19 protein-coding genes are annotated in these 22,541 nt (G+C 62.7%); 6 read left to right on the top strand and 13 right to left on the bottom strand.

Annotated features, from left to right (window positions below; translation table 11 throughout):
- Positions 1-81: 81 nt before the first annotated feature.
- A complete protein-coding gene (locus NX775_RS08195) occupies positions 82-990 on the bottom strand; it encodes a LysR family transcriptional regulator (RefSeq protein ID WP_258835550.1) in 909 nt (302 codons plus the stop codon).
- A gap of 112 nt (positions 991-1,102) precedes the next feature.
- Between NX775_RS08195 and NX775_RS08190 the strand changes: the two genes are divergently transcribed.
- The 5 genes from NX775_RS08190 (at position 1,103) to msbA (ending at position 7,748) form a co-directional block, all read left to right on the top strand.
- The gene (locus tag NX775_RS08190; RefSeq protein WP_258835549.1) at positions 1,103-1,801 is read left to right on the top strand and encodes a glutathione S-transferase family protein; all 699 of its coding nucleotides are present in this window, start codon (positions 1,103-1,105) and stop codon (positions 1,799-1,801) included.
- A 78-nt stretch (positions 1,802-1,879) separates the two neighbouring features.
- Complete coding sequence (locus tag NX775_RS08185; RefSeq protein WP_258835548.1) at positions 1,880-3,484, top strand: alkaline phosphatase D family protein; 1,605 nt, start codon at positions 1,880-1,882, stop codon at positions 3,482-3,484.
- A gap of 288 nt (positions 3,485-3,772) precedes the next feature.
- The gene (locus NX775_RS08180) at positions 3,773-5,005 is read left to right on the top strand and encodes an O-antigen ligase family protein (RefSeq protein WP_258835547.1); all 1,233 of its coding nucleotides are present in this window, start codon (positions 3,773-3,775) and stop codon (positions 5,003-5,005) included.
- Positions 4,989-5,996, top strand: a complete 1,008-nt coding sequence (locus tag NX775_RS08175; protein ID WP_258835546.1) for a glycosyltransferase family 9 protein — start codon at positions 4,989-4,991, stop codon at positions 5,994-5,996. The genes NX775_RS08180 and NX775_RS08175 overlap by 17 nt, the downstream gene beginning before the upstream one ends.
- Before the next feature lie 18 nt (positions 5,997-6,014).
- Positions 6,015-7,748 carry a lipid A export permease/ATP-binding protein MsbA gene (gene msbA / locus NX775_RS08170; RefSeq protein WP_258835545.1) on the top strand — a complete coding sequence of 578 codons (1,734 nt, stop codon included), beginning with the start codon at positions 6,015-6,017 and terminating at the stop codon, positions 7,746-7,748.
- A 188-nt stretch (positions 7,749-7,936) separates the two neighbouring features.
- Here the strand turns inward: msbA and NX775_RS08165 are convergent, their stop codons facing one another.
- The gene (locus tag NX775_RS08165; protein ID WP_258835544.1) at positions 7,937-10,189 is read right to left on the bottom strand and encodes a family 1 glycosylhydrolase; all 2,253 of its coding nucleotides are present in this window, start codon (positions 10,187-10,189) and stop codon (positions 7,937-7,939) included.
- 197 nt (positions 10,190-10,386) lie between these two features.
- On the opposite strand from NX775_RS08165, the gene NX775_RS08160 reads away from it, so the two are divergent.
- Positions 10,387-10,623: a hypothetical protein gene (locus NX775_RS08160; protein WP_258835543.1), complete on the top strand. Its 237-nt coding sequence runs from the start codon at positions 10,387-10,389 to the stop codon at positions 10,621-10,623.
- Here the strand turns inward: NX775_RS08160 and NX775_RS08155 are convergent.
- The 11 genes from NX775_RS08155 to hemF form a co-directional block, all read right to left on the bottom strand.
- Positions 10,620-11,570: a hypothetical protein gene (locus NX775_RS08155; RefSeq protein WP_258835542.1), complete on the bottom strand. Its 951-nt coding sequence runs from the start codon at positions 11,568-11,570 to the stop codon at positions 10,620-10,622. The two genes, NX775_RS08160 and NX775_RS08155, sit on opposite strands and share 4 nt — an antisense overlap.
- Before the next feature lie 107 nt (positions 11,571-11,677).
- A complete protein-coding gene (locus tag NX775_RS08150; RefSeq protein ID WP_258835541.1) occupies positions 11,678-12,769 on the bottom strand; it encodes an acyltransferase family protein in 1,092 nt (363 codons plus the stop codon).
- Between the two features lie 231 nt (positions 12,770-13,000).
- Positions 13,001-15,412 (bottom strand): catalase, encoded by a 2,412-nt coding sequence (locus NX775_RS08145; RefSeq protein ID WP_258835540.1) that lies wholly within the window; start codon positions 15,410-15,412, stop codon positions 13,001-13,003.
- 233 nt (positions 15,413-15,645) lie between these two features.
- Positions 15,646-16,545 carry a sensor histidine kinase gene (locus tag NX775_RS08140; RefSeq protein ID WP_258835539.1) on the bottom strand — a complete coding sequence of 300 codons (900 nt, stop codon included), beginning with the start codon at positions 16,543-16,545 and terminating at the stop codon, positions 15,646-15,648.
- A 272-nt stretch (positions 16,546-16,817) separates the two neighbouring features.
- Positions 16,818-17,432, bottom strand: coding sequence for an HD domain-containing protein (locus NX775_RS08135; RefSeq protein WP_258835538.1), 615 nt, complete (start codon positions 17,430-17,432; stop codon positions 16,818-16,820).
- Between the two features lie 2 nt (positions 17,433-17,434).
- Entirely contained in the window at positions 17,435-18,898 is a 1,464-nt protein-coding gene (rng, locus tag NX775_RS08130; RefSeq protein WP_258835537.1) for a ribonuclease G, read from the bottom strand.
- A gap of 78 nt (positions 18,899-18,976) precedes the next feature.
- Positions 18,977-19,594 (bottom strand): Maf family protein, encoded by a 618-nt coding sequence (locus tag NX775_RS08125; protein ID WP_258835536.1) that lies wholly within the window; start codon positions 19,592-19,594, stop codon positions 18,977-18,979.
- A 59-nt stretch (positions 19,595-19,653) separates the two neighbouring features.
- On the bottom strand, positions 19,654-20,124 hold the full coding sequence (gene rlmH, locus NX775_RS08120) for a 23S rRNA (pseudouridine(1915)-N(3))-methyltransferase RlmH (RefSeq protein ID WP_183556438.1): 471 nt from the start codon (positions 20,122-20,124) through the stop codon (positions 19,654-19,656).
- Between the two features lie 6 nt (positions 20,125-20,130).
- Positions 20,131-20,859 carry a ribosome silencing factor gene (gene rsfS, locus NX775_RS08115; RefSeq protein ID WP_183556439.1) on the bottom strand — a complete coding sequence of 243 codons (729 nt, stop codon included), beginning with the start codon at positions 20,857-20,859 and terminating at the stop codon, positions 20,131-20,133.
- Positions 20,859-21,524 (bottom strand): nicotinate-nucleotide adenylyltransferase, encoded by a 666-nt coding sequence (locus tag NX775_RS08110; RefSeq protein ID WP_258835535.1) that lies wholly within the window; start codon positions 21,522-21,524, stop codon positions 20,859-20,861. Before NX775_RS08110 ends, rsfS begins: the two co-directional genes overlap by 1 nt.
- Positions 21,521-22,432 (bottom strand): oxygen-dependent coproporphyrinogen oxidase, encoded by a 912-nt coding sequence (gene hemF, locus NX775_RS08105; protein ID WP_258835534.1) that lies wholly within the window; start codon positions 22,430-22,432, stop codon positions 21,521-21,523. Before hemF ends, NX775_RS08110 begins: the two co-directional genes overlap by 4 nt.
- Positions 22,433-22,541 lie beyond the last annotated feature (109 nt).

Raw genomic sequence — 22,541 nt, 5'->3', positions numbered from 1 at the left:
GCAGTGCTCAAGTTCCACAATGGCGTCAAATCATTATAGGCAGACTACGGACCGGCTCATCGTTTGTACCTGCCAAACATATCAAGCGCTTACCGCCAACCGTAGAAAGTCCACGAACGCACGCACGCGCGCCGATATGTGGCGATTTTGTGGATACAGGATGGAAAACGGGCGGCAGCGACCCCCGTATTCTTGAAGCACTTCGACGAGATCGCCACGCTTGACCGCTTCGATCGCCGCAAACCGGTAGGTCTGATAAATGCCCCCGCCGGCATTGACCCACGCAACGCAGCCCAATGCATCGTTCAGTACACGCATGCGGCTTTTGATCGGCTGTTCGATGGCGTGTCCTTGCTCGTCCGTAAACAGCCATTGCAACGGGCGCCCGGTATTCGGCGATACATATTGAATGCAATCATGCGCATCGAGCTCGCCGATGCTGCGCGGCGTGCCTTTTTTGGCCAGATAGGCCGGGGTCGCGAACACACCCAGCATGGCGTCTTCGAGCTTCACCGCGACCAGGCGCGAATCCTGCGGCATCCCCAGGCGGATCGCGAGGTCGAAGCCTTCTTCGACAAAATCGATGATCTTGTCTGAAATACTGACCTCGATATCGATTTGCGGATAGGCGTCGGTAAATGCCGGCATCAGGGGCAGCAGACGAAACGTGCCGTACGCAGCGCTGACACTGATGCGCAGTGGTCCACTCGGCACCACTTGCGCGCCCGTGATGGCACGTTCCGCTTCGACGATCTGGTCAAGCGCCAGTTGGCACTCTTTCCAGTACAGCTCACCCTCGGTCGTCAGTTTGACGTTGCGTGTCGTCCGCGAAAACAGGCGCACACCGAGGCGTTCTTCGAGTCGGCTGATCGAGCGGCTTACGGCTGCCGGCGTGACGCCGAGGATCGTCGCCGCGCTCGTGAAACTGCCTGTTTCAGCCGCTTTGCAGAACTGCTCGATGCTGCCGAGTTGCAGGGAGTTCAGGGCCATGTTTGTTCCTGCATGTAATAAATGAAGTGATTTTTAGCCATTTATCTCTCAAAAGCAAGCCGTTAGAGTAGACGTCTTGGCGTGACTGTCGACTATTTCAAGGAACGAATCAATGACGAGCAAGTTAAAGGTATTCACTTCTCCATCCGCCTTCCCCAATCCACAACGGCTGCGTTTGTTCATGCACGAGAAAGGTATTGCAGACCAGTTCGAAGAAATCATCTATGACATGACGTCGGCGGGTGAACAGCGCGGTTGGCGTCACCTGAAAACCAACCCGTGGGGCGAAACGCCGACGCTCCAGCTGGCTGACGGCAGCTTCATTTCCGAGACCGCTGCCGTGGTGCGCTACCTGGACCAGACGTATCCGGGTCGCAAAATCACGGGCGATACGCCGCTGGAACAGGGACTGGATACCATGTGGGACGACCGCATCTGGGTCCACATCCTGTACCGCATCACCACCGCGTTCCATGTCCTGCACACCGGCCTTGGCTTCAAGCTCGAACTGACGAACAACGCGGCCTGGGGTGAGCACTGCCGCAAGGAAGCGCTGGCGCATGCGGCGCTGGTCGACAAGCATCTGGCGGACGGCCGCCACTGGTTGCTGGGCGGTGATGAGCCCACGTTCGCTGACATCACGCTGGCAACTGCAATCGCGTTTTCGAAGTACCCCGTGAATGCGACGCCGCTCGACGAGCGCTTTGAATTCCTGGATGCCTACTGGCAGCGCTGGCAACAGCGTCCCGGCTTCCAGGCGGCGTATGCAGACCGTCAGAGCGGCATCCCGACACTCGATAACAGGGACTGACGCGATCCGGTTGACGATTTCATGCCCACGTCATATTGAAAAAATAAGCTTGTCGGCTCTTACATGAACGGAGCTGGCATGACTTCATCGCATTCGCGTCGCACTTTCCTGGCCCAGGGCGGGGCATTGGTAGGCAGTTCGGCATTGGGCGGCACCTTGCTGCTCGGGGGCTGCGGCGGCAGCAGCCATGCGGCAATCGGCGTCAGTGACAACGAACGGCCGAAGATGCCGTCGGGGATACAGTTCGGTGACATCACCGATCAACGGGCGATCATCTGGAGCCGCAGCGACCGCACTGCACAGATGATCGTCGAATACGATACCAGCGAGCGCTTCAACAATGTCAGCCGCATTGTCGGCCCCACGGCCACCGACGCGACCGATTTCACGACCCGTGTCGACCTGGGCGGCTTGCCGGTCGGTCAGACGGTGTTTGTGCGCGTGCGCTATGTCGATCCCAATAATTCGAAGATCGAGAGCGAAACCATCTCGGGCCAGTTCAGGACCACACCGGCGGCCGATGGCGCCCGTGCCGTGCGGTTTCACTGGAGCGGCGACCAGTGCGGTCAGGGCTGGGGCATCAATACCGACTTTGGCGGCATGAAAATCTATGAAGCGATGCGCTTGCGCGACCCGGACTTTTTCATCCACAACGGCGACACGATTTATGCCGATGGGCCGATCCTGGCCCAGGTGACGGCGGAAAACGGCCAGGTCTGGCGCAATGTCGTCACCGAAGAAGTCAGCAAGGTCGCTGAAACACTCAAGGAATACCGTGGCCGTCACGCCTACAATATGCTGGATGCGAACTTTCGCAAGTTCGCTGCCCAGGTGCCGCAGATCTGGCAATGGGACGATCACGAAGTCACGAACAACTACAGCGCCGCCAAGGATTTATCGGGCGACGCCCGCTATACCGAAAAAAGCATTGCCACGCTCACGACGCGCGGCCGGCGCGCGTTCCTCGAATATGCGCCCATGCGCTACTACAAGCAGAGCGAACCGCAGCGCATTTATCGCACGATCTCGCACGGCCCGCTGCTCGACGTGTTCGTCCTGGACATGCGCAGCTACCGTGGTCCGAACAGCGCGAATCTGCAGACCGGGGAAGACGCCAGTTCGGCGTTTCTGGGCAGTGCGCAGGTGGAATGGCTTATCGCCGGCTTGAAAGCCTCGACCGCAACGTGGAAAGTCATCTCCGCCGACATGCCCATCGGCCTGAACGTTGGCGACGGCAAGAACGCCCGCGGGGAAGACGTATGGGAAGCGATCGCCAACGGCAACGACGGCGTGCCGCTGGGGCGCGAACTCGAAATGGCCCGCCTGCTCAGCAGTATCAAGGCCATCCCGAACGTGGTCTGGATCACCACCGATGTGCATTACTGCGCCGCGCACTATTACGATCCCGCACAGGCACGGTTCACGAACTTTTCGCCGTTCTGGGAATTCGTTGCCGGCCCGATGAATGCGGGCGCGTTCGGTCCGGGCGTGCTCGACAAAACCTTCGGCCCCACCGCGGTCTTTTCGAAAAGCCCGCTGATTCAGAACTCCTCGCCGTTTGCCGGCTACCAGTTTTTTGGTGAAGTCAATATCGATCCGCGCAGCAAGGCGATGAAGGTCGAGCTGTTCAATCTTGACGGCGTATCGCAGTTTGCGCAGACGCTGCCGGCGGCGGGCGTGTAAGGCCGGCCCAATCAGCCGACGGCAGCATGTTCACGCAGGCCGATGCGCGCCTGCGTGGTGCTGGCGCCGTCGCTGGGCGCGAAGGAAGTGGCAGTCAGTATTGAACCCGCAGTGAGCGCAGGGCAGGGATGGGCATTGCACCGCCAGGGCTTCGTCGGGCCTGCGGATGCTTTCGTCTATAATGCGCACTCTTTCACACGCGGTTCGCGTGCTTGTTCAATGATGACAGAAAAAAACAACACACCCGAACCAGCTGGCGGTCGCGCCCGCAATGCGGCGAGCTGGCTCATGTTGCTGTTCCCCGCATCGGTTCTGACCACCAGCTTTGGCGTACACCTGACCCTGTTGATCGTGGTGCTGTCGCTCGCCTTCCTGGCGCGGCGCGGCCTGGCAAGGTTCTACGCTGCCCATGCGCGCGAGATCCGATGGATCGCACTGGCCTTTGGCGGTTATTTCCTGGTGACCCTGCTGCGCATGATCTGGTTCAGCGATTCCGTCGGCACGCTCGACGGTCCCTCGCGGCTGCTGCTGGCCCTGGGCTGCATCGGCTTCGTCGGCATCCTGCGTCCGAATATCCGCATGTTCTGGATCGGCATGGGCATCGGTAGCATCGGGGCCGCGCTGATTGGCGGCTACCAGTGGTTCGCGCTTGGCGAAGCGCGCGCGGTCGGCGCCACTCACCATGCGATCAGCTTTGGTGACATTGCGGTGGCCATGGGCGTGATGTCGTTTTGCGCGCTCAACGACTTGCGCAACACGCGTGTAGCCTGGCTGCCCGTGGTGGGGCTGCTGTGCGGCGCGCTGGCGGCATTGTTTTCCGGTTCGCGCGGCGCCTGGCTCGGACTGCTGGTGGTGCTGTGGCCGATGCTCAAATACGGCAGCCACCTGCATGGCAAGACCATCCGCTATACCGTTGGCCTGATCCTGGTAGCCTGCGTTGGGGCCTACATGACACCGCAGACAGGCGTGGCGGGCAGGATGAACGACGCCGTGTCCGACATCGAGCGCTACAACACCCTGAACGACGCCAGCACAAACGTCGGTATCCGCCTCGAGTTGTGGAAGGCATCGGCAATGTTGATCGCCGAGCATCCGCTGGTCGGCGTTGGCCGCGATGCCTTCCACGGCGAGCTGCAGGCGCTCGAGCGCGAAGGACGGTTGCAGAAGTCGCTCGCCCTTACTTACAGCACTCCGCACAACGACGTGCTCAATACACTGGTCACTGGCGGTTTGCTCGACCTGAGCTTCCTGCTCCTGATCTACGCTGCCCCGTTCACGTTTTTCATGCGTACCCTGCGCAATGGTCCGCCGGCGGCCGCCGCCCCGGCACTGGCCGGCACCCTGCTGGTGATCTGCTTCATCGTGTTCGGGCTGACCGACGTCATGTTCTGGCTGATGCTGACCAAAGTGTTTTACGCCACCATGGTCGGTGTACTGGTCGGCTTCTGCCTCGCCGCCAGGCCGGCGCCAGCGCCGGTAACCCGCATTTCTTCACATGATCGCCATGCGTCCACCACTTGACCGCATCCTGATCTGTCGCACCGACAACATCGGTGACGTCGTCCTGACCCTGCCACTGGCCGGCTATCTCAAAACGCGCTTCCCGCAGGCGCGCATTGACCTGCTGTGCCGCGCCTACGTGGCGCCGGCGATGCGTCACTCGCGCTTTCTCGACCGCGTGATCACCATCGAAGAAGCGGGCGAGCCTGAGGCGTTCTTCAAACAGGGCGGCTACGACGCGGTACTCTTCGCCTTCCCCGATCGACGTCTGGCAACGGCGGCCCGGCGCGCGCGGGTGCCGCAGCGGGTCGGCACCAGCCACCGCCTGTACCACTGGTTCACCTGCAACCGGTTGGCCCATTTCAGCCGGGTCAAGTCGAATCTGCACGAGGCGCAGCTGAACTTTTTGCTGCTGCGTCCTCTCGGAATCGACCATGTGCCGGCCCTTGACGAGATCCCGGCGCTGTACGGTCTCGACGCACCGCAACGGCCTGCCGTCGACGCGCTGTTGCAGAGCGGGCGGCGCCACATCATCCTGCATCCCAAGTCGAACGGCAGTGGGCGTGAATGGCCGCTTGGTCACTTCACGGCGCTGGCGCGCGAATTATCGGCGGACCCGGAGATCCACCTGTTCGTCACCGGCAGCGCAGCAGAGGGCGCCCTGATCGCGCAGCAGGCGCCGGACTTGCTGGCCCTGCCAAACGTGGGGAACGTCTGCGGCCGGCTTGACCTGGATAGCCTGCTGGCACTGATCGGCCGCTGCGATGGCCTGGTGGCCAGCAGCACCGGGCCGCTGCACCTGTCGGCGGCGGTGGGCAGTCGTACGCTCGGCTTGTTCCCGCCGATCAAACCGCTCGACCCTGGCCGCTGGGGCCCGCTCGGAACGCGCGCTGAAGTGCTGTGCGCCGACCGCCCCTGTGCCGGCTGCAAGGACACGGCGACCTGCATCTGCATGGCGTCGATCGCGCCGTCAGACGTGGCCGCACGCCTGCGCGCCTGGGTACGAACCTAAAGACAATCAGGCCACAACGTGGAAACCAACGTCATCGTCAAACGCCTGCTGGCGCTCGTCAAACCCTATAAATCGCGCGCGGCGCTGGCGCTGCTGTCGATGGCGATCACCGCCGCGACGCAGCCCCTGCTGGCCAAGGCAATGCAGCTGCTGTTCGACCGCGGCTTCGAAGAGCGCGTCTCGTTCAGCCTGTGGCTGATTCCTGCCGTGCTGGTATCGATCTTCGTGCTGCGCGGGATCGGCACCTTTGGTACCGCCTACTTCAACAACTGGGTGCTCTCGCGCGTGCTCAACGACATGCGCGCGATGGCCTTCGAGCGCGTGCTGCGCCTGCCGGTCGCACGCTATCAGGATGAGAGCACCGGCAAGATCATCAACACGGTCGTCAACGACGTGCGCCAGGTCGTCGACATGATCCAGTCGGTGTTCGTCGCCTGCGTGCGCGACGTGCTGGTCGTGATCGGTTTGCTCGGCAGCCTGCTGTACCTGAACTGGAAGCTCACGCTGATCGCCATCGTCGTGATCCCGCTGACCGCCGTCATCGTGCGCACGACCACCAAGCGCCTGCGCAACCTGAATCGCGAAAGCCAGCGCGTGACTGCCGAGATGACCGGCGTGGTTGAAGAGGCTGCGCGCGGCCATCAGGTGATCCGCGTGTTTGCCGGCGAAGCCTACGAGCGCCGCCGCTTCCATCAGCGCAGCGTCGCGCTGCGCGGCTTTTCGCAGCGCATGACGGTGGCGTTTGCCGCCACCACGCCCATCACGCAGATCGCGACCTCGCTGGCGCTGTCGCTGGTGGTCGTGCTGGCGATGCAGGCCGACATGACGGTCGGCGAATTCACGCAGTTCGTCACCATGATGCTGATGCTGCTCACGCCGCTCAAGTCCCTGGCTGAAGTGAACGGCCCGATGCAGCGCGGGATGTCGGCCGCCGAGACGGTATTCGGCATCATCGACGCCGAGCCCGAACTCGATACCGGCAGCCGTGAACTGGGCCGCGCCAACGGCCACCTGGTGTTCGAACGGGTCACGTTCCAGTACCCGAATGCGGCTGGTCCGGCGCTCGACGATGTCTCGCTCGAGGTGTTGCCGGGGCAAACCGTGGCGCTGGTGGGGGTCTCGGGTGGCGGCAAGTCGACCTTCGTGAACCTGGTCACACGTTTTTATGATCCGCAAGCAGGGCGCGTGCTGCTCGACGGTGTGCCATACACCGACATCAAGCTCGCATCGCTGCGCAGCCAGCTGGCGATGGTGAGCCAGAATGTCGTGCTGTTCGACGACACGCTGGGGGCCAACATCGCCTACGGGGCCGAGCACATCGACCAAGAACGCCTGGCCGGCGCGATCCGCGCGGCGCACCTGACGGACGTCGTGGCGCGCCTGCCGGATGGCATCGACACGCGCATCGGCGAAAACGGCTCGCGCCTGTCGGGCGGCCAGCGCCAGCGCGTGGCGATCGCGCGCGCGATCTACAAGGATGCGCCGCTCCTGATCCTGGATGAAGCGACATCGGCGCTCGACAACGAGAGTGAACGCGCGGTGCAGTCGGCGCTCGACACGCTGATGGCCGGGCGCACTACGATCGTGATCGCACACCGCCTATCGACGATCGAGCGGGCCGACCGCATCGTGGTGATGGAAGCAGGGCGCATCGTGGAGCAGGGCACGCACGACGAACTGCTGGCCATGAAGGGCATGTACGCGAATTTGTACTATCTGCAGTTCACGGCCGAGAAGAAACAGGCAGTCTAGCCTGCTGCGCCGTCCGTGCGGCGAGTTCCCCGTAGGGTGGACGGCTACGCCGTCCACGCGGTGATGGTTGGCAGCCAGATCATCCGGCACGAAAGCGGCACCGGTAACGATCGCCGCGTGGACGGGAGACCCGTCCACCCTACGCCGTCCACGCGGTGATGGTTGGCAGCGGCATCAAGCCGACAGCCTCAACGCGCGTAATGCGCCGCTTCTCCGGCCTGCCGAATGCCGGCGCCGCCGGCAGCTTCCTGCACCGCATGCGCATAGCGCTGCAATGCATCGTCCAGCGACGGCAGCAGCAGGGCGCGTTCGCTGCCCAGCGCACTGAATGCCGGCCGCTGCGCCGGATAATCCACCGCATCGGTCGCGACCTCCTGCAAGCCATCGGCTGACATGCCCGCTGCCGCGCACGCGCGCCGCGCCAGTTCGGCCCAGCTCACCGCGTCGCCGTTGGTCAGGTGCCAGATGCCGCGCTCACGGTCGATCATCAGGTCGAGCGCCACCTTCACCAGATCCGGCACATAGGTTGGCGAGACGATCATGTCGCCCGCCGCCTGGAACGGTTCGCCATTGGCCAGCGCGCCCAGCGCCTGGGTCACGAAGTTGTGCCGGTCCCATGGCCCGAAGAATGCGCTGGTGCGGATCACGAGGGCCTGCGGATCGGCATCGAGCACGCGGGTTTCGGCGTCGAGTTTGCTGCGGCCGTATACGCCCAGCGGATTGGTCGCATCGGATTCGACATACGGCGCGCCCTTGGCGCCATCGAACACCAGGTCGCTCGAGAACGTCATGAAGCGCAGCGCATGGCGCATAGAGGCCAGCGCCAGCACGGTCGGGCCCAGCGTGTTTTCGCGCATGCAGCGCTCGCTGTCGGTTTCGGCGTCGTCAACGCGGACGAAGCCGCCCGCATTGATGATCGCCCACGGCTTGAAACGCACGATTGCCGCGTCGACCGAGGCCGGGTCGGTAATATCCATCTCTTGCCGCGTGAGTGCGTGGCAGGCCAGGTTGCGCGCTTCGCAGATGCGCTTGAAGGCCGCGCCCAGCGTGCCGCTCGCGCCCGTGATCAGGATCGGCTGCACGGGCGCTGACTTGAACTGGCTGCGCACGGCGATATCGGCCACTGCCGTGCGGGTAGCCACCGGTTTGCACCAGAAGCGGCCCGGCCGGCGCCACCAGCCTTCGCCCTGCAGCACGGGATTGGACAGCGCGCGCTTGCTGGCCAGTTCGCGCATCAGGGTTGCCAGCGCGGTGGGGCGGGGCGTGGGCGAGCGCACGTCGAACGGGCCCGGCTCGTAGTAGCCGTGGCAGGCGGTCACCAGGCTGTTCCAGTCGAACGAGCCCAGTAGCGCCCAGACCGTGACCGCGCGGATGTCGGCGCCCTGCTGGCGCGCCTTGAGGGCGGCGTTCCAGATTTCGACGAGCCAGCGCAGCTGGTCTTCGCGGTTGGCGTCGATGTGCGCTTCGGTGATCGCGATCGGTATGCCGTAACGTTCCCATGTTTCCATCAGCAGCGGGGCAATGCCGGGCGTGGGCGTGGCCAGCGCGCGCGGCGCCTCGATGTCGGCGTGCGCCACGCCCCGGTACATGTGGCGGTGGCTCTCGGGATAGCGCTCGGGGCGATGGTCGAGCCAGCGCTCGCTGGTGACGTAATAATTCACGCCGATCACGTCGGGCGGGCACGGGTTGTCGCGGAACCAGCGCAGCTCGTCGGCCGTGGCGCCCGAGTCGAGCAGGTAGTCCCACAGCTTGTGGCCGGTATCGACCATGCCGCACAGAAGGTCCCAGGCCAGCCAGCGGCGCTCGTTGAAGTAGTTCGCGATGTCCTGCATCTCGGGCGTGCCGTAGGTCTTGGAAAGATCGTCGGTCTGGACCAGTTTTGCACTTGGATTGACGGCGCGGATCGCGCGCATCGACAGCACCGTCGCGCGGCACTGGATCAGCAGCGCGCGGATGAACGTGGCTTCGTCGCCGCCATGCGGGTACCAGACACCGGCCAGACCCGAGAAGCGCGCGGTGGTGCAGATTTCGTTGACGGGCGTGTAGTGCTCGACCCACGGATAACGGGCGGCCACGGCGCCGGCGTATTCTGCCAGCTGGTCGGGGAAGGAGGGATCGACGAGGCTCGTGTGACGGGGGCCGCTGCCGTGGTGGATCAGGCCGACGATCGGGTTGACCCCGAGATCGCGCAGCGCCGGCAGCCGTTCGTCGGCCCATGACCAGTCGGCCTTGTCGATGCCGTCGGGCGCCGTGCGCTCCCACAGCACCGGGTAGCGGATCGCCTGGATGCCCAGCGATGCGAAGCGTTCAATATCTTGCAGGCGGCCAGCGTGGCCGTTGCGGTCCATCTGGCTGAAGTAGTCGTCGCGTACGCGGTTAACCGTGCATTCGAGCCCGCCCCAAAGGGCGAGGTCGGGCTGGGAATCGGTGCGAAGAGTCATGAAGGCTTACCTGCGTAGTGAACATGACAACAGACTAACGGTCACCGGGCAGTCACTATGTTAAGTGGTTAACATAGCAGGCAGTTTTCGGACCAGTCCTACCTCCTGGCGGCGGTTTTTTGGGTAGCGTGGGCACTTCTGCAGAGCAGATCTATTCAGGCGACAATGTCTTTCTTCACAACGCAGGGGGAAATCCAATGTACATGGTCTACTGGACGGTGGTGGACGGCGCGGCCACGAGCGCGCATGCGCAGGGCTTCGACACGGCCGAGATGGTGCCGGCCATGGGGTTCATGGAAGCGCTGCGCAAGCGCCAGCGTGAAGGCGAAGGCATCCGCTTCATCACCATGTGTTCGGAGCATCCGGACGTCGTGGGCCATCCCGGTGTGGACGTCACCGGCGCCGATTACAACTGGAAGAAACGGCGCAGCTAGCGCGACGGATCGTTCATGCCGGTCAGGCTCACGACCTGGCCATCGGCGCGCACGACGCCGTTCTCGAGCACGATCGTCGACGCGCGGTTCACGTCCGGTAGCTTGATGGTGACGATGTCGCCACGCTGCGCGATGCTGCCTTGCGCGGCGCAGGTGCCGAACAGCGGCGTGGGCGTGACGCCGGATGCGTCGGCGAGCAAAAAGTAGAACAGCGTCTCGCAACTGTTGCCACGTCCGCCGCTGCTGGCGATCAGGATCGCTTCCTTGCCGCCGGAGAGCTTGAAGCTGCGCAGCGGGAACTGCCAGCGTGCATCTTCGCCCGTAAACAGCGCCTGGCCGTCCAGCAGCAGCGCGCCCTTGCCATCGGTGCCCGTCTTGCGTTCCAGCAGCCCGGCCACGGTGCGCAGTGACGTAGGCAGGTTGTCGGCATTGCTGTCGACGACAACGCCACCGGCGAGCGGCGCGGACTCTACAGCCTGGTCGGCAGCGCGCTGCACGTCCTGCTCGCGTGTCGTGTAGTCCTGATACGCAGGGGCGGCGATGGCGCCGAGGATGCCGACGATCAAGGCAATCAGCATGATGCCGACACCCCATTGCGACCATTTCCGCTGGACGCGGTTGAAGTGCTCCAGGCTGTCCCACTGTTTGTTTTTCCAGGCCATTTCACGACCCTTGAACCCTAGCCAGAACACCATGAGCCAGCCCACGTACGGCACCAGCGCCAGCAGGCCAATCCAGGAACGGTTGCCGATGGCCCAGATCCAGTTCAGGAAAAATGCGCCCCAGCTCCACCCTTTCACGCCATCGGGAATGTCACCGCTGGCGCCGCGAGGCGATGGTTTGTCGAGGCGGACTGCGGGCGCTGCGAGGACTGCTGCCGCGTTGCCGCAGACGGCGCAAGCAGCAGCATCCGGCGCCATCGGAGCGCCGCAATGAGAACAGAACATGGAAGGCTTTCGTGAGGGTGGGGGAGGGCGCAATGCTGCGCCCGGTCAATGCCGCAGGACGATGATAGCAATCGTGGCACCGCGGGAGTCTCACCCAATTCCACGCATCAGATCTTGATGGTCGTGTGTGCCAGTGTCGCAGCGCGCTGCTGATCACGCGCGGCTGCCGGCCTGGCGCCGGCGCCATGACGCGTGCTGGCGCCGATCATGGCGGTAAAGACACGCGGTACCGTGGCGATGGCCAGTTGATACACCACCAGCAGTATCGCGCTTACGACCAGCGGCGCCATTACCCAGTAGACCGGGTAGGGAATGGCGCTGCCATAGCGGCCGTACAGGATCCAGGTCAGCATGAGAATCGGTGCATGTCCCAGGAACAGGAAGAAGCTGTATTTGCTCATGCCTGCCAGCCACGCGCCGAAGCGCGTGCCGGCTGCCCAGGCGGTTGCAGGCCAGAGCAGGAACGGCGCAGCCAGGCGCAGGTAGGTCGTGTCTTCCATCCGGAAATGCAGGACGGCGAGGCAGGCGAGCACGAAGCCGGCGAACAGGATGCCGGCATGGCGGTCGAGGCAGCGCAAGTCCCACGCGCGCACCGCCGCCATCCCGCCGACATAGAACTGCAGGGCCATCAGATTACGCTGCAGCAGATGCCCGTCGAAATCGCCCATGAAGATGACCGACACAAGGACCAGGCCAGGCCAGGCGGCCTTGCGCAGCAACCAGCCAAACAGGGGCGCCAGCAGGATCAATACAATCAGATCACGCAGAAAATTGAGCGGGTAATTGATTGGCGAGTCAGTCAGACCGAACGCCGCATTCAACCAGCCGGTCGCATCGAAGGGCCACAGATTGGCCGACAAGTGCATGCCGCCAAACATCTCTGCACCCAGGGCCACAGGCGCCAGCGGCAGGTTAAAGCACAGGAAGGGAATCAGGATCGTGCGTGCCTTTTTGGTCATGCAGCGTACCGGTTCCTGATCGATGCAGGACCTGAAGAGCAAATAACCCGAGATCACGGTCAAGACCGGCACACTGGCGCGAAATACTGCAAGCTGGAAAAAGGCCTTTGTCAGGTCAAACCAGCCATCGCCAATGGCCGACATGGGCACATATGCTGGCGTATGCAACATAATGACACCGAAAATCATGACAATTCGTAAAAATGCGATACGGTCACCGGTTGCATGGCCAAGGGTCATCGAGCGCCTTTCGGATACGTGCTGGGTGGGTCATCCAAAGGCAGCTCACAGCGTGTACATACCAGTTGGTAACAAAATAACAACCAATAGGTTACGCCAAAATTTTGTTTCAGTAAATAGATCAGTTACAAAAAATCAATAAAAAAAAGACACCGGTTGGTGTCTTTTATCTTGCTGCGGTGTCATCAGGCCCGTCTGCCACTAACGTGATGGCAGACGGGCTGGGTTGACTTACACCGATGGTGGATCGGTTTCGCGCGCAAACACACGGAAGCCGGCCAGGGCCGCCTTGAACGCTGCCAGGGCCGCATCGGCATTGGCAGCATCACCCATGATCAGGCCCGGGTCATCCGAACCGTCTGGCAGCGTGGTCGGGATCATGGCCTTGGTCAGCAGGTCCGAACCGGCGCCGAACACGAGGATCGGCTTGCCGTGACGATACTGCTCGCGCAGGAACTCCAGCACCTGTGCGTTCTTGGCCAGCGTGGCCACGGCCTGGTCGCCATCCGGCACGATCACTGCGTCGTACATGACCGATGGGCCGGCTTCGACCGAGATCTCGACGTCGATCGGGTCGCCGTCAAGCGCCTTGACCTTGCCCAGCATGTTACCGACCATACGTGGCACGGCGCCATCCTTGAGCAGGCTGCCATACTGGCTCTTGACTGCCTTGTCGTCGACGCCCGACGCGATCAGCACGGCAACGCGGCGGCCCTTGATACCGGTGACGCCTGGACGGCTCATCAGCGACAGCGCTGGCGATGGCGGATAGGTTGGAATCGGCGCACTGGTTGCCAGTGGCAGCGGTGCCGGCACATCCATGCCCAGACCTTCGGCCACACGGGACACCAGCACGTCATCGACGTTGGCCAGCAGCGCCAGCACACGCTCGCGCACGGCCGGCGTCTGCACGCGGGTCAGCTCGAAACGGAATGCGTTGACGATGTGGTTCTTCTCGGCCGTGGTCTGGCTCTGCCAGAACAGACGCGCCTGCGAGTAGTGGTCAGCAAACAGTTCCGGATTGCCGCGCACTTTGTCCGCTGCAATCGTCTCAGGGAAGCTGGTGAAGCCCGCAGGACCAGCCTGGTATGGCACACCGCCGCCCAGCGAATTCGGTTCGTAATTCACGCGGCCACGGTTGATGGCCTGGCGATGGAAACCGTCGCGCTGGTTGTTCTGGATCTGGACGATCGGCGAGTTGATCGGGATCTCGTGGAAGTTCGGGCCGCCCAGACGGGTCAGCTGGGTATCCTGGTACGAGAAGTTACGACCTTGCAGCAGCGGATCGTTCGAGAAATCGATACCCGGCACGACGTGCGATGTGCAGAACGCGACTTGCTCGGTCTCGGCAAAGAAGTTATCCGGATTGCGGTCCAGCACCATCTTGCCGACCGGGGTCAGTGGCACCAGTTCTTCCGGGATCAGCTTGGTCGAATCGAGCACGTCGAACGGGAAGCTGGCAGCCTGTTCTTCGGTGAAGATCTGCAGGCCCAGTTCCCATTCAGGGAAGTTACCGGCTTCGATGGCTTCCCACAGGTCACGGCGGTGGAAGTCGGAATCGGCGCCCGAGATACGGACAGCTTCATCCCACACCAGCGAGTGCGTACCCTGCATTGGCGTCCAGTGGAATTTCACGAAACGCGCTTCGCCCTGTGCATTGATCAGGCGGAACGTGTGCACGCCGAAGCCCTGCATCGTGCGGTAGCTGCGCGGAATGGCGCGGTCCGACATCGTCCACATCAGCATGTGCGCGATTTCCGGCGACAGCGAGGCGAAATCCCAGAACGTGTCGTGGGCAGTAGCCGCCTGCGGCATCGCGTGATGCGGTTCCGGCTTGGCTGCGTGCACCAGGTCAGGGAACTTCATGGCGTCCTGGATGAAGAACACCGGGATGTTGTTACCCACCAGATCCCAGTTGCCTTCTTCGGTATAGAACTTGACTGCGAAACCGCGCACGTCGCGTGCGGTGTCGGTCGAACCACGCTCACCGGCCACGGTCGAGAAGCGCAGGAACACTGGCGTGCGCTTGCCTTTCTTGGCGAACGGGATGGCGCGGGTCAGCGCGCTGAAGTTGTCGTAGGATTCGAAATAGCCGTGGGCAGCCGAACCGCGTGCGTGCACAACGCGCTCAGGGATGCGCTCATGGTCGAAATGGCTGATCTTTTCGCGCAGGACGAAGTCTTCGAGCAGGGTCGGACCACGCAGGCCGGCCTTCAGCGAATGCTGGTTGTCCGAGACCGGGACGCCCTGATTGGTCGTCAGGTGACGGTCGGCCGGGTCGACGCGCACGCGGTCGAGTGGATCGACGGTGGCGTTTTCGCCTTTTGGCGGGTTGCCGTCGCCAACTTTGTCATTGGCGATGATTTCAGTCGTCGTGCTGCCGGTGGCGGCGTGGGTCGACGGCTTGAAGGTCTCACCGACTGCTGGCGTACGCGACGCATCGCCATACTCGCTGGCCTTGTTGGCATTGAATGGACGTGCCGCTGCGAGCTCTTGCTCAGCAGGGATTTTATCGAGCAGACGATCCGCGATCGGGTTGCTGACGCCAAGGCTCTGTGGCGGCTTGGCATCGGATGGACCGGCTACCGTGCTCAGGACCGATCCGGCGCCATCGAATGAGCTGGGGTGCTTTGATGTTGGCATGCTGTTCCTTGTTTGTTGTAGAGATAATTAAACTCCCAATAACATAGCCCAGCACGTTAGACCTCCACTGTGAGTTCACACACACACACAGGAAGATCAGTATTTAATTATTCCTATGATATCGATCAGGATTTTCAATCGTTGGCTTGCTCCAAAATAAACAAGATAGTCGTGCGGCATTGATCTGCATGGAGGACACAGTGCGGCTTCGCAATAAGGGTGTCAGCAAGCCACTACGTCAACCGATCAACGCGCTTCATACCGGCTTGTTGCGCCATCAATGGCAGGCGCACAATGAGGCGAGAGCCTTGCGTATGGGCACTATTGATGACCAGTGTGCCGCCATGTGCCGCGACTTGCTCTTGCTGCGTCGCCAGGCCAAAGCTGCCGGACTTGCGTGGCGTCTGCGGGTTGAACCCGACGCCGTTATCGCCGATGCTCAGTTCAAGCATGCCGTCCGCGCTGACCAAGTGTAGCTGAACCCGGCTGGCAAGCGAATGGCGACACACATTGTCGAGCGACTCGCGCAGCACGCGGTACAAGCTCATCAGGATATCTTCATCGATCTGCAGATCGTCGAGACGCCCGTCAGCCTGCACGTCGCAGGCGATGCCGCTCGCACGGGTGAACTTGCGCGCCTCGATTTCCAGCGTGGCCACGACGCCCAGCTCAAGGCCGGCAGGCCGTAGTTCGCTCAGCAGGTGCTTGACGGTGCGTAGCGTCTCATCGACATTGCCCAGCGCCGCGCTCACCCAATCGTGCAGACGGCCACGTTGGTCGTCCGTTTGCTGGTGCAGGGAGACGATGTCGAGCCGCAAGGCCAGCAGGTTCTGGCCAAGGCAATCGTGGATCTCGCGCGAGATCCGCTTGCGCTCGGCTTCACTGCTGGCGCGCTGGTGGGCCAGTAATGAATGCAGTTGCTGTTCGGACGCGCGTAACGATGCTTCGGAATGCTGGCAGGCGATGATTTTTTCGACCAGTGCCTGGTTGACGAGCATTTGCCCTTCGGTCAGCTGTCGCATGGATGCTTCGAGTCCGTCATCGGCAACCACATCGGCATAGCGCGACGGCGCCAAGGCATCGCGCAGTTGGTCCGGTGCTTTGCTGTGACGATTGCGGAGTCGGGTTCGCATGGCAATCACCTGTGGTTCACGCGCCAAAAAGGGATGAGTTTCCTGCTGCCTGTTGTGAGACGCTAAGTATTTTGCTGACGCAAGTCAAGCGGAACCGATGAGAACGTACGCAAAATCACGCGCGCATGTTGGCTGCGTGTCTGTTCGCGGGTGGCAGCAACGGCGCACCATGCAGCTTGGATGGACTGGATCTCAATAGGTTTGCAGGCGCGTTCGTCAAGCAGGCTGCAATCGATCTGGATCAATCTTGTTGCCTGTTGATGGATCGTTGTTCAGAACGATGAAATGGCCTTGGCCAGATTGTCTCTGGCGCGCTGCTCAAGGCGCTGCGCGACGACCGGCGTGGAGTAGATGTGTTCGCGGGCGAGAAAGCCCTGCAACACGGCGCGGCGCTTGACGGCGTAGACCTGTGGCGGCACCCACGCGTATTCGGCGCCGATCTGGCGCGTGTACTCGGCAAAGCGCGCAGCGGGCGCGCCCAGGATGGCCAGGTCGATGTCGACCAGCAAAGCCTGATCCGGCGAGGCGGGCAGGGCGGTGTTGCAGGTGGCCATGATCAGGTCATGCACGCGCTGGCAGCGCGCCGCATCGACGCCGCCGGCCTTTAATGCGTCAATGGCCCAGTGCGCCGAGCGTGCTTCGTTATCGTGGCCCTGCACGTCGTAGATGGCGTCATGGAACCACAGGGCCAGCTCGATGTCGGCAGGCTGCTCGGCATGCGCGCGCAGCGTGTCGAACAGCGCCAGGCATTCGTTGAGGTGTTGCTGGGTGTGGTAATGGCGCTGGGGTTCGTCCCACGCGCGCAGTAATTGCTCGCACAAGCCGGTGGGTGGGGTCAGGTTCAGGGCTGCCCAGGTTGTGAGCCAGCGGGCGGGCAGCAAGTCCATGGCTACATCAAAATCACATCATACTGTTCCTGGTGATACCCCTTCTCGACCTGCAGCGAAATGCGCTTGCCGATGAAGTCCCCCAGCATGGCCAGGTGTTGCGACTCTTCTTCCAGGAACAAATCGATCACTTCTTGCGAGGCGACGATGCGGAACTCTCTCGGGTTGAACTGCTTGGCTTCGCGTAGCAGTTCGCGCAGGATTTCGTAGCAGATCGTGCGGCTGGTTTTCACCTGGCCCTTGCCGGAGCAGGCCGGGCACGGTTCGCACAGGATGTGGGCCAGCGATTCGCGCGTGCGCTTCCTCGTCATTTCCACCAGGCCCAGCGCCGAGAAATTGCTCACGGAGACCTTGGTGCGGTCGCGTGCCAGGGTTTTCTTCAGCTCGGCGAGCACCTGGTTGCGGTGCTCGTTGTTCTCCATGTCGATGAAGTCGAGGATGATGATGCCGCCCAGGTTGCGCAGGCGCAGCTGGCGCGCGATGGCGTGCGCCGATTCCAGATTCGTTTTGAATATTGTGTCGGCAAAATTGCGCCCACCAACGTAGCCGCCCGTGTTGACGTCGATGGTCGTCATCGCCTCAGTCTGGTCGACGATCAGGTAGCCGCCCGATTTCAGGTCGACACGGCGCCCGAGCGCGCGCAGGATTTCTTCTTCGACGCCATACAGGTCGAACAGCGGCCGCTCGCCCGTGTAGTGCGCCATGCGCGACAGCACGCTCGGTGTGTAGACCTGCGCAAATTCGACGAGTTTCAGGTAGTTTTCGCGCGAGTCGACCTGGATGGTGGCGGTTTCGTCATGCACGAAGTCGCGCAGCACGCGCTGGGCCAGCGACAGGTCTTGATAGAGCAGGGTGGTCGGTGGCCGGGTGCGGGCGCCCTGGACGATGGCGCCCCAGGTCTTGCGCAGGTAGTCGACGTCGGCGGCCAGGTCGTCGTCCGGCGCTTCTTCAGCCATTGTGCGCACGATGTAGCCGCCTTTTTCGTCGGGCGGCAGCAAGCTTTGCAGGCGCGTGCGCAGGCGTTCGCGTTCGCTTTCCTTTTCGATCTTCTGCGAGATGCCGATATGCTGGTCTTGCGGCAAATACACCAGCATGCGGCCGGCGATGGAAATCTGGGTCGACAGGCGTGCGCCCTTGGTGCCGATTGGATCCTTGATGACCTGGACGGTCAGTACCTGACCGTCGAACAGCAGTTTTTCAATCGCAGTTGGGGGCACGTTGCTGCCGTCGTGGCTGCGCGCTTCCCAGATGTCTGCCACGTGCAGGAATGCGGCGCGCTCCAGGCCGATGTCGATGAAGGCCGACTGCATGCCTGGCAGCACGCGCACGACCTTGCCCAGATAGACATTCCCCGCCAACCCACGCGTGAGCGTGCGCTCGATGTGCAGTTCCTGCACCGCGCCTTGCAAAACCAGCGCGACGCGTGTTTCCTGCGGCGTGATGTTGATGAGAATATCTTCGTTCATGGACCCTGCCGCACGTATTGTTCAGGGTGATCATGATACACGCTCACGGGGCATCGCCGGGGCGGGAAGGCGATCAATTCAGACCGTCAGGCCCGCCTTGCGCAGCAAACTGGCGGTCTCGAACAGGGGCAGGCCCATGATACCGGAGTGGCTGCCTTCGATGTGCTCGATGAACAGCGCCGCCGGACCCTGGATGCCGTAGCCGCCGGCCTTGTCGTACGGCTCGGGCGTGGCGCAATAGGCGCGGATCTGTTCCGGCGTGAGCTTGGCAAAGCGCACGTTCGACACTTGCGTGACTTGCTCGGCCACACGTTCGGCATGCACGGCAACCGACGTCAGCACCTGGTGCGTACGACCCGAGAGGCGCTCGAGCATGGCGATCGCCTCTCGGTTATCCGCTGGCTTGCCGAGAATCTCGCCATCGATCGTGACGGTCGTGTCGGCCGTCAGTACCGGGCGCAGCGGCTGGCGCCGTTGCAGCAGAAGGTTAAAGGCAAACGCGCCTTTTTCCTTGGCAACGCGCGCGACATAATGGTGCACGTCTTCATTCGCCAGCACGTCTTCGCTGACGTCGACCGCGCGGGCCGGATCACTGCGCAGCAGCATCAGCTCGAAGTCGACGCCGATCTGGCGCAGCAATTCGCGGCGACGCGGGCTTTTCGAAGCGAGGTAAATCTTGTTCTGGTTGTTTCTCATCGAATCGGACGATCTGGCAAAGCAGTCAGGCAGGTAAAGAATTACTGAACAAGCAAAATTCAGACCCGGTGGTAAGGGTGGTTCTGGGTGATCGACCAGGCACGATACAACTGCTCGGCCAGCATCACCCGCACCATACCGTGCGGCAGCGTCATGCTGGAAATACGGATCAGGCCCTCGGCGCGCGCCTTGAGCTCGGGATCGAGGCCATCGGCGCCACCGATCAGGAACGCGGTGTCGCGCCCGTCACGTTGCCAGGTTTCCAGCTGCTGCGACAGGCCAACGCTGGTCAGGTCGCGGCCACGCTCGTCGAGCGCGATGATGCGTACGCCCTTCGGCAAGACCGCTTCGATGCGCTCGCGTTCGAGGGCCATCGCCGTGGCAGCGGTCTTGCTGCCCGACCGTTCGACCGGCTTGATTTCCTTGAGCACGATGCGCAGCTCGGGTGGCATGCGCTTCGTGTACTCAGTGAAACCCGACTCGATCCAGGCCGGCATCTTGTGACCGACCGCGGCAATGATCAATTGCATGGACGCTTACTCGGCATCCTTCTTGATACGACGGATCACTTTCTTGGCCGGCGCTTCGACCGCTGGCGCTTCTTTCGGCGCGGCAGCTTTCACGGCGCGCTTTGGCGGCTTGGCCTTGGTCGCTTCGACAGCGGCGGTCTCGGTCTTGCTCGGGTTGACCTTCACGGTCTTGCCGGTTGGGACAGCTTTAGCGGCAACCTTCTTGGCAGCCGGCTTCTTGGCGGCAGCAGGGCCTTCGGCAGCGATGGTCTTGGCGACCGTGGCAGCGCGCTTGGCGGCCGGTTTGCGTTCGTTGACCGGCTTGGCCTCGACCTTGTCCTGGTTGGCGGCAAGGTGCTTCGACTTCGGCTTGGCTTCGTCGGCTTCCGCGCCTTCGGCGGTCGACTTGCGCTTGGCGGCGCCCAGCTTGACCGGCTTTTCGCCCCAGATTTCTTCGAGGCGATAGTACTGGCGAATGGCCGGCTGCATGATGTGGACGATGATGTCGCCCAGGTCGACCAGCACCCATTCACCGGTATCCTCGCCTTCCATGCCGATGACGTCGCCGCCGGCGGCCTTGACCTTGTCGCGCACCGATGCGGCCAGCGACTTGGTCTGGCGATTCGAGGTGCCCGAGACGACGGCGATGCGGTCGAACAGGCTGGTCAGGTGCGTCGTGTCGAACATGACGATGTCCTGGCCCTTGACATCTTCCAGGGCGTCAACGACGAGGGTTTGAAGTTTCTTGAGATCCATTAGTTTTTGTACAGGTTATGTTGTTGAATATAGTCTAGCACTTGCGCCATCGCGAGCGCGTTTGCGTCCGCTTCGAGGCCCGCGTGCAAGGCCGCACGAATGCGGCTTGACGAAATGTCGACGTCCAGCGTCGGTGCGAGGCAAACTTTTCCGTGGCTGCTTGCGCGCACGGTGTCGGGCGTCGCAAGGCGCGTCGACAATTCTTGTGCCACCGGTGGTGGCAAGGTTTCTTGCGCCAGGTCGTAACCCGGGCGCGTGGCCACACCCAGGTTGGCCAGCGCGAACAGTTCGCGCCATTCATTCCAGGTATCCAGATTGCGCAGCTGGTCGGCGCCCATCAGGAATACGATCGATGCCTGCGGGCCGAGTTCCCGGCGCAGCGCGCGCAGGGTCTCGACCGTGTAAGTTGGCGTCATGCGTTCAATTTCCTGCAGGTCGAACACGACGTTCAGCTTGTCGTTGTTCAGTGGCCTGAACGCCAGTTCGAGCATCGCGATGCGATGTGCGTCACCGGCTTCCATGCCGTTCTTTTGCCAGGGGCGGCCGGCAGGCAGGATGCGCAATTCGTCCGCCTGCAGCAAGCCGCAAAACAATTGGCCCAGCGCGACGTGGCCGAGGTGCACCGGATCGAAGCTGCCGCCCAGCACGGCGATGCAGGCCGTCACGGCGCGAGCCAGTCCCGGTGCGGCAAAAAGTCGGTCGTCAGGCGCGCTTCCGGGCTGCCCGGCTCGGGGTGCCAGTCGTAGCGCCACTTCACGATCGGCGGCATCGACATCAGGATCGCCTCGGTGCGCCCACCCGACTGCAGGCCGAACAGCGTGCCGCGGTCCCACACCAGGTTGAATTCGACATAGCGGCCGCGCCGGTAGGCCTGGAAATCGCGCTCGCGCTCGCCGTACGGGCGGTCCTTGTGGCGCGCCAGGATCGGCAGGTAGGCCGTGGTGAAGCTGTTGCCGACGCTTTGCATCAGCGCGCACGACTGCTCGAAACCCAGTTCGTTCAGGTCATCGAAAAAGATGCCGCCCACGCCGCGCGCTTCCTTGCGGTGCTTCAGATAAAAATACTCGTCGCACCAGTTCTTGAAGCGCGGGTGCAGCGTCGGGCCAAACGGCGCCAGCGCGTCGTGGCAGCTCTGGTGGAAGTGGCGTGCATCGGCCTCATCGCCGTAATACGGCGTGAGGTCCATGCCGCCGCCGAACCACCAGACCGGCTCTTCGCCGGCTGCGGTCGCTTCGAAAAACCGCACGTTCATGTGCACCGTCGGCGCGTATGGATTGCGCGGATGCAGCACCAGCGACACACCCATCGCTTCCCAGGCGCGGCCCGCCAGTTCAGGGCGCACGGCGCTGGCCGACGGGGGCAGGGCAGCGCCCATCACGTGCGAGAAGTTCACGCCGCCGCGTTCGAACACATTGCCTTCTTCGATCAGGCGCGAGATGCCGCCGCCACCTTCGGGCCGCTCCCACGCATCGCGCAGGAACGGCTTGCCATCGACCTGTTCGAGGTCCTGGACGATACGCGCCTGGAGGTCGAGCAACCAGGCCTTGATGGCTGCGCTATGGAGGGAAGGCATGGAACGATCGCGGTCGGGAAATGAAATGAGCGCAGATTGTACACCTGCGCACGTGGTGGTTCGTTGTAAGGCGGTTGGCGCCTGAGGCTGGTCGGCGTGGCTTGGGTTC

It is taken from the genome of Massilia aurea (genome assembly GCF_024753205.1).
Lineage (GTDB): Bacteria > Pseudomonadota > Gammaproteobacteria > Burkholderiales > Burkholderiaceae_D > Telluria > Telluria aurea.
The sequence above is the reverse complement of the archived record's forward strand: the minus strand, read 5'-3'. Positions and strand labels throughout refer to the sequence as shown.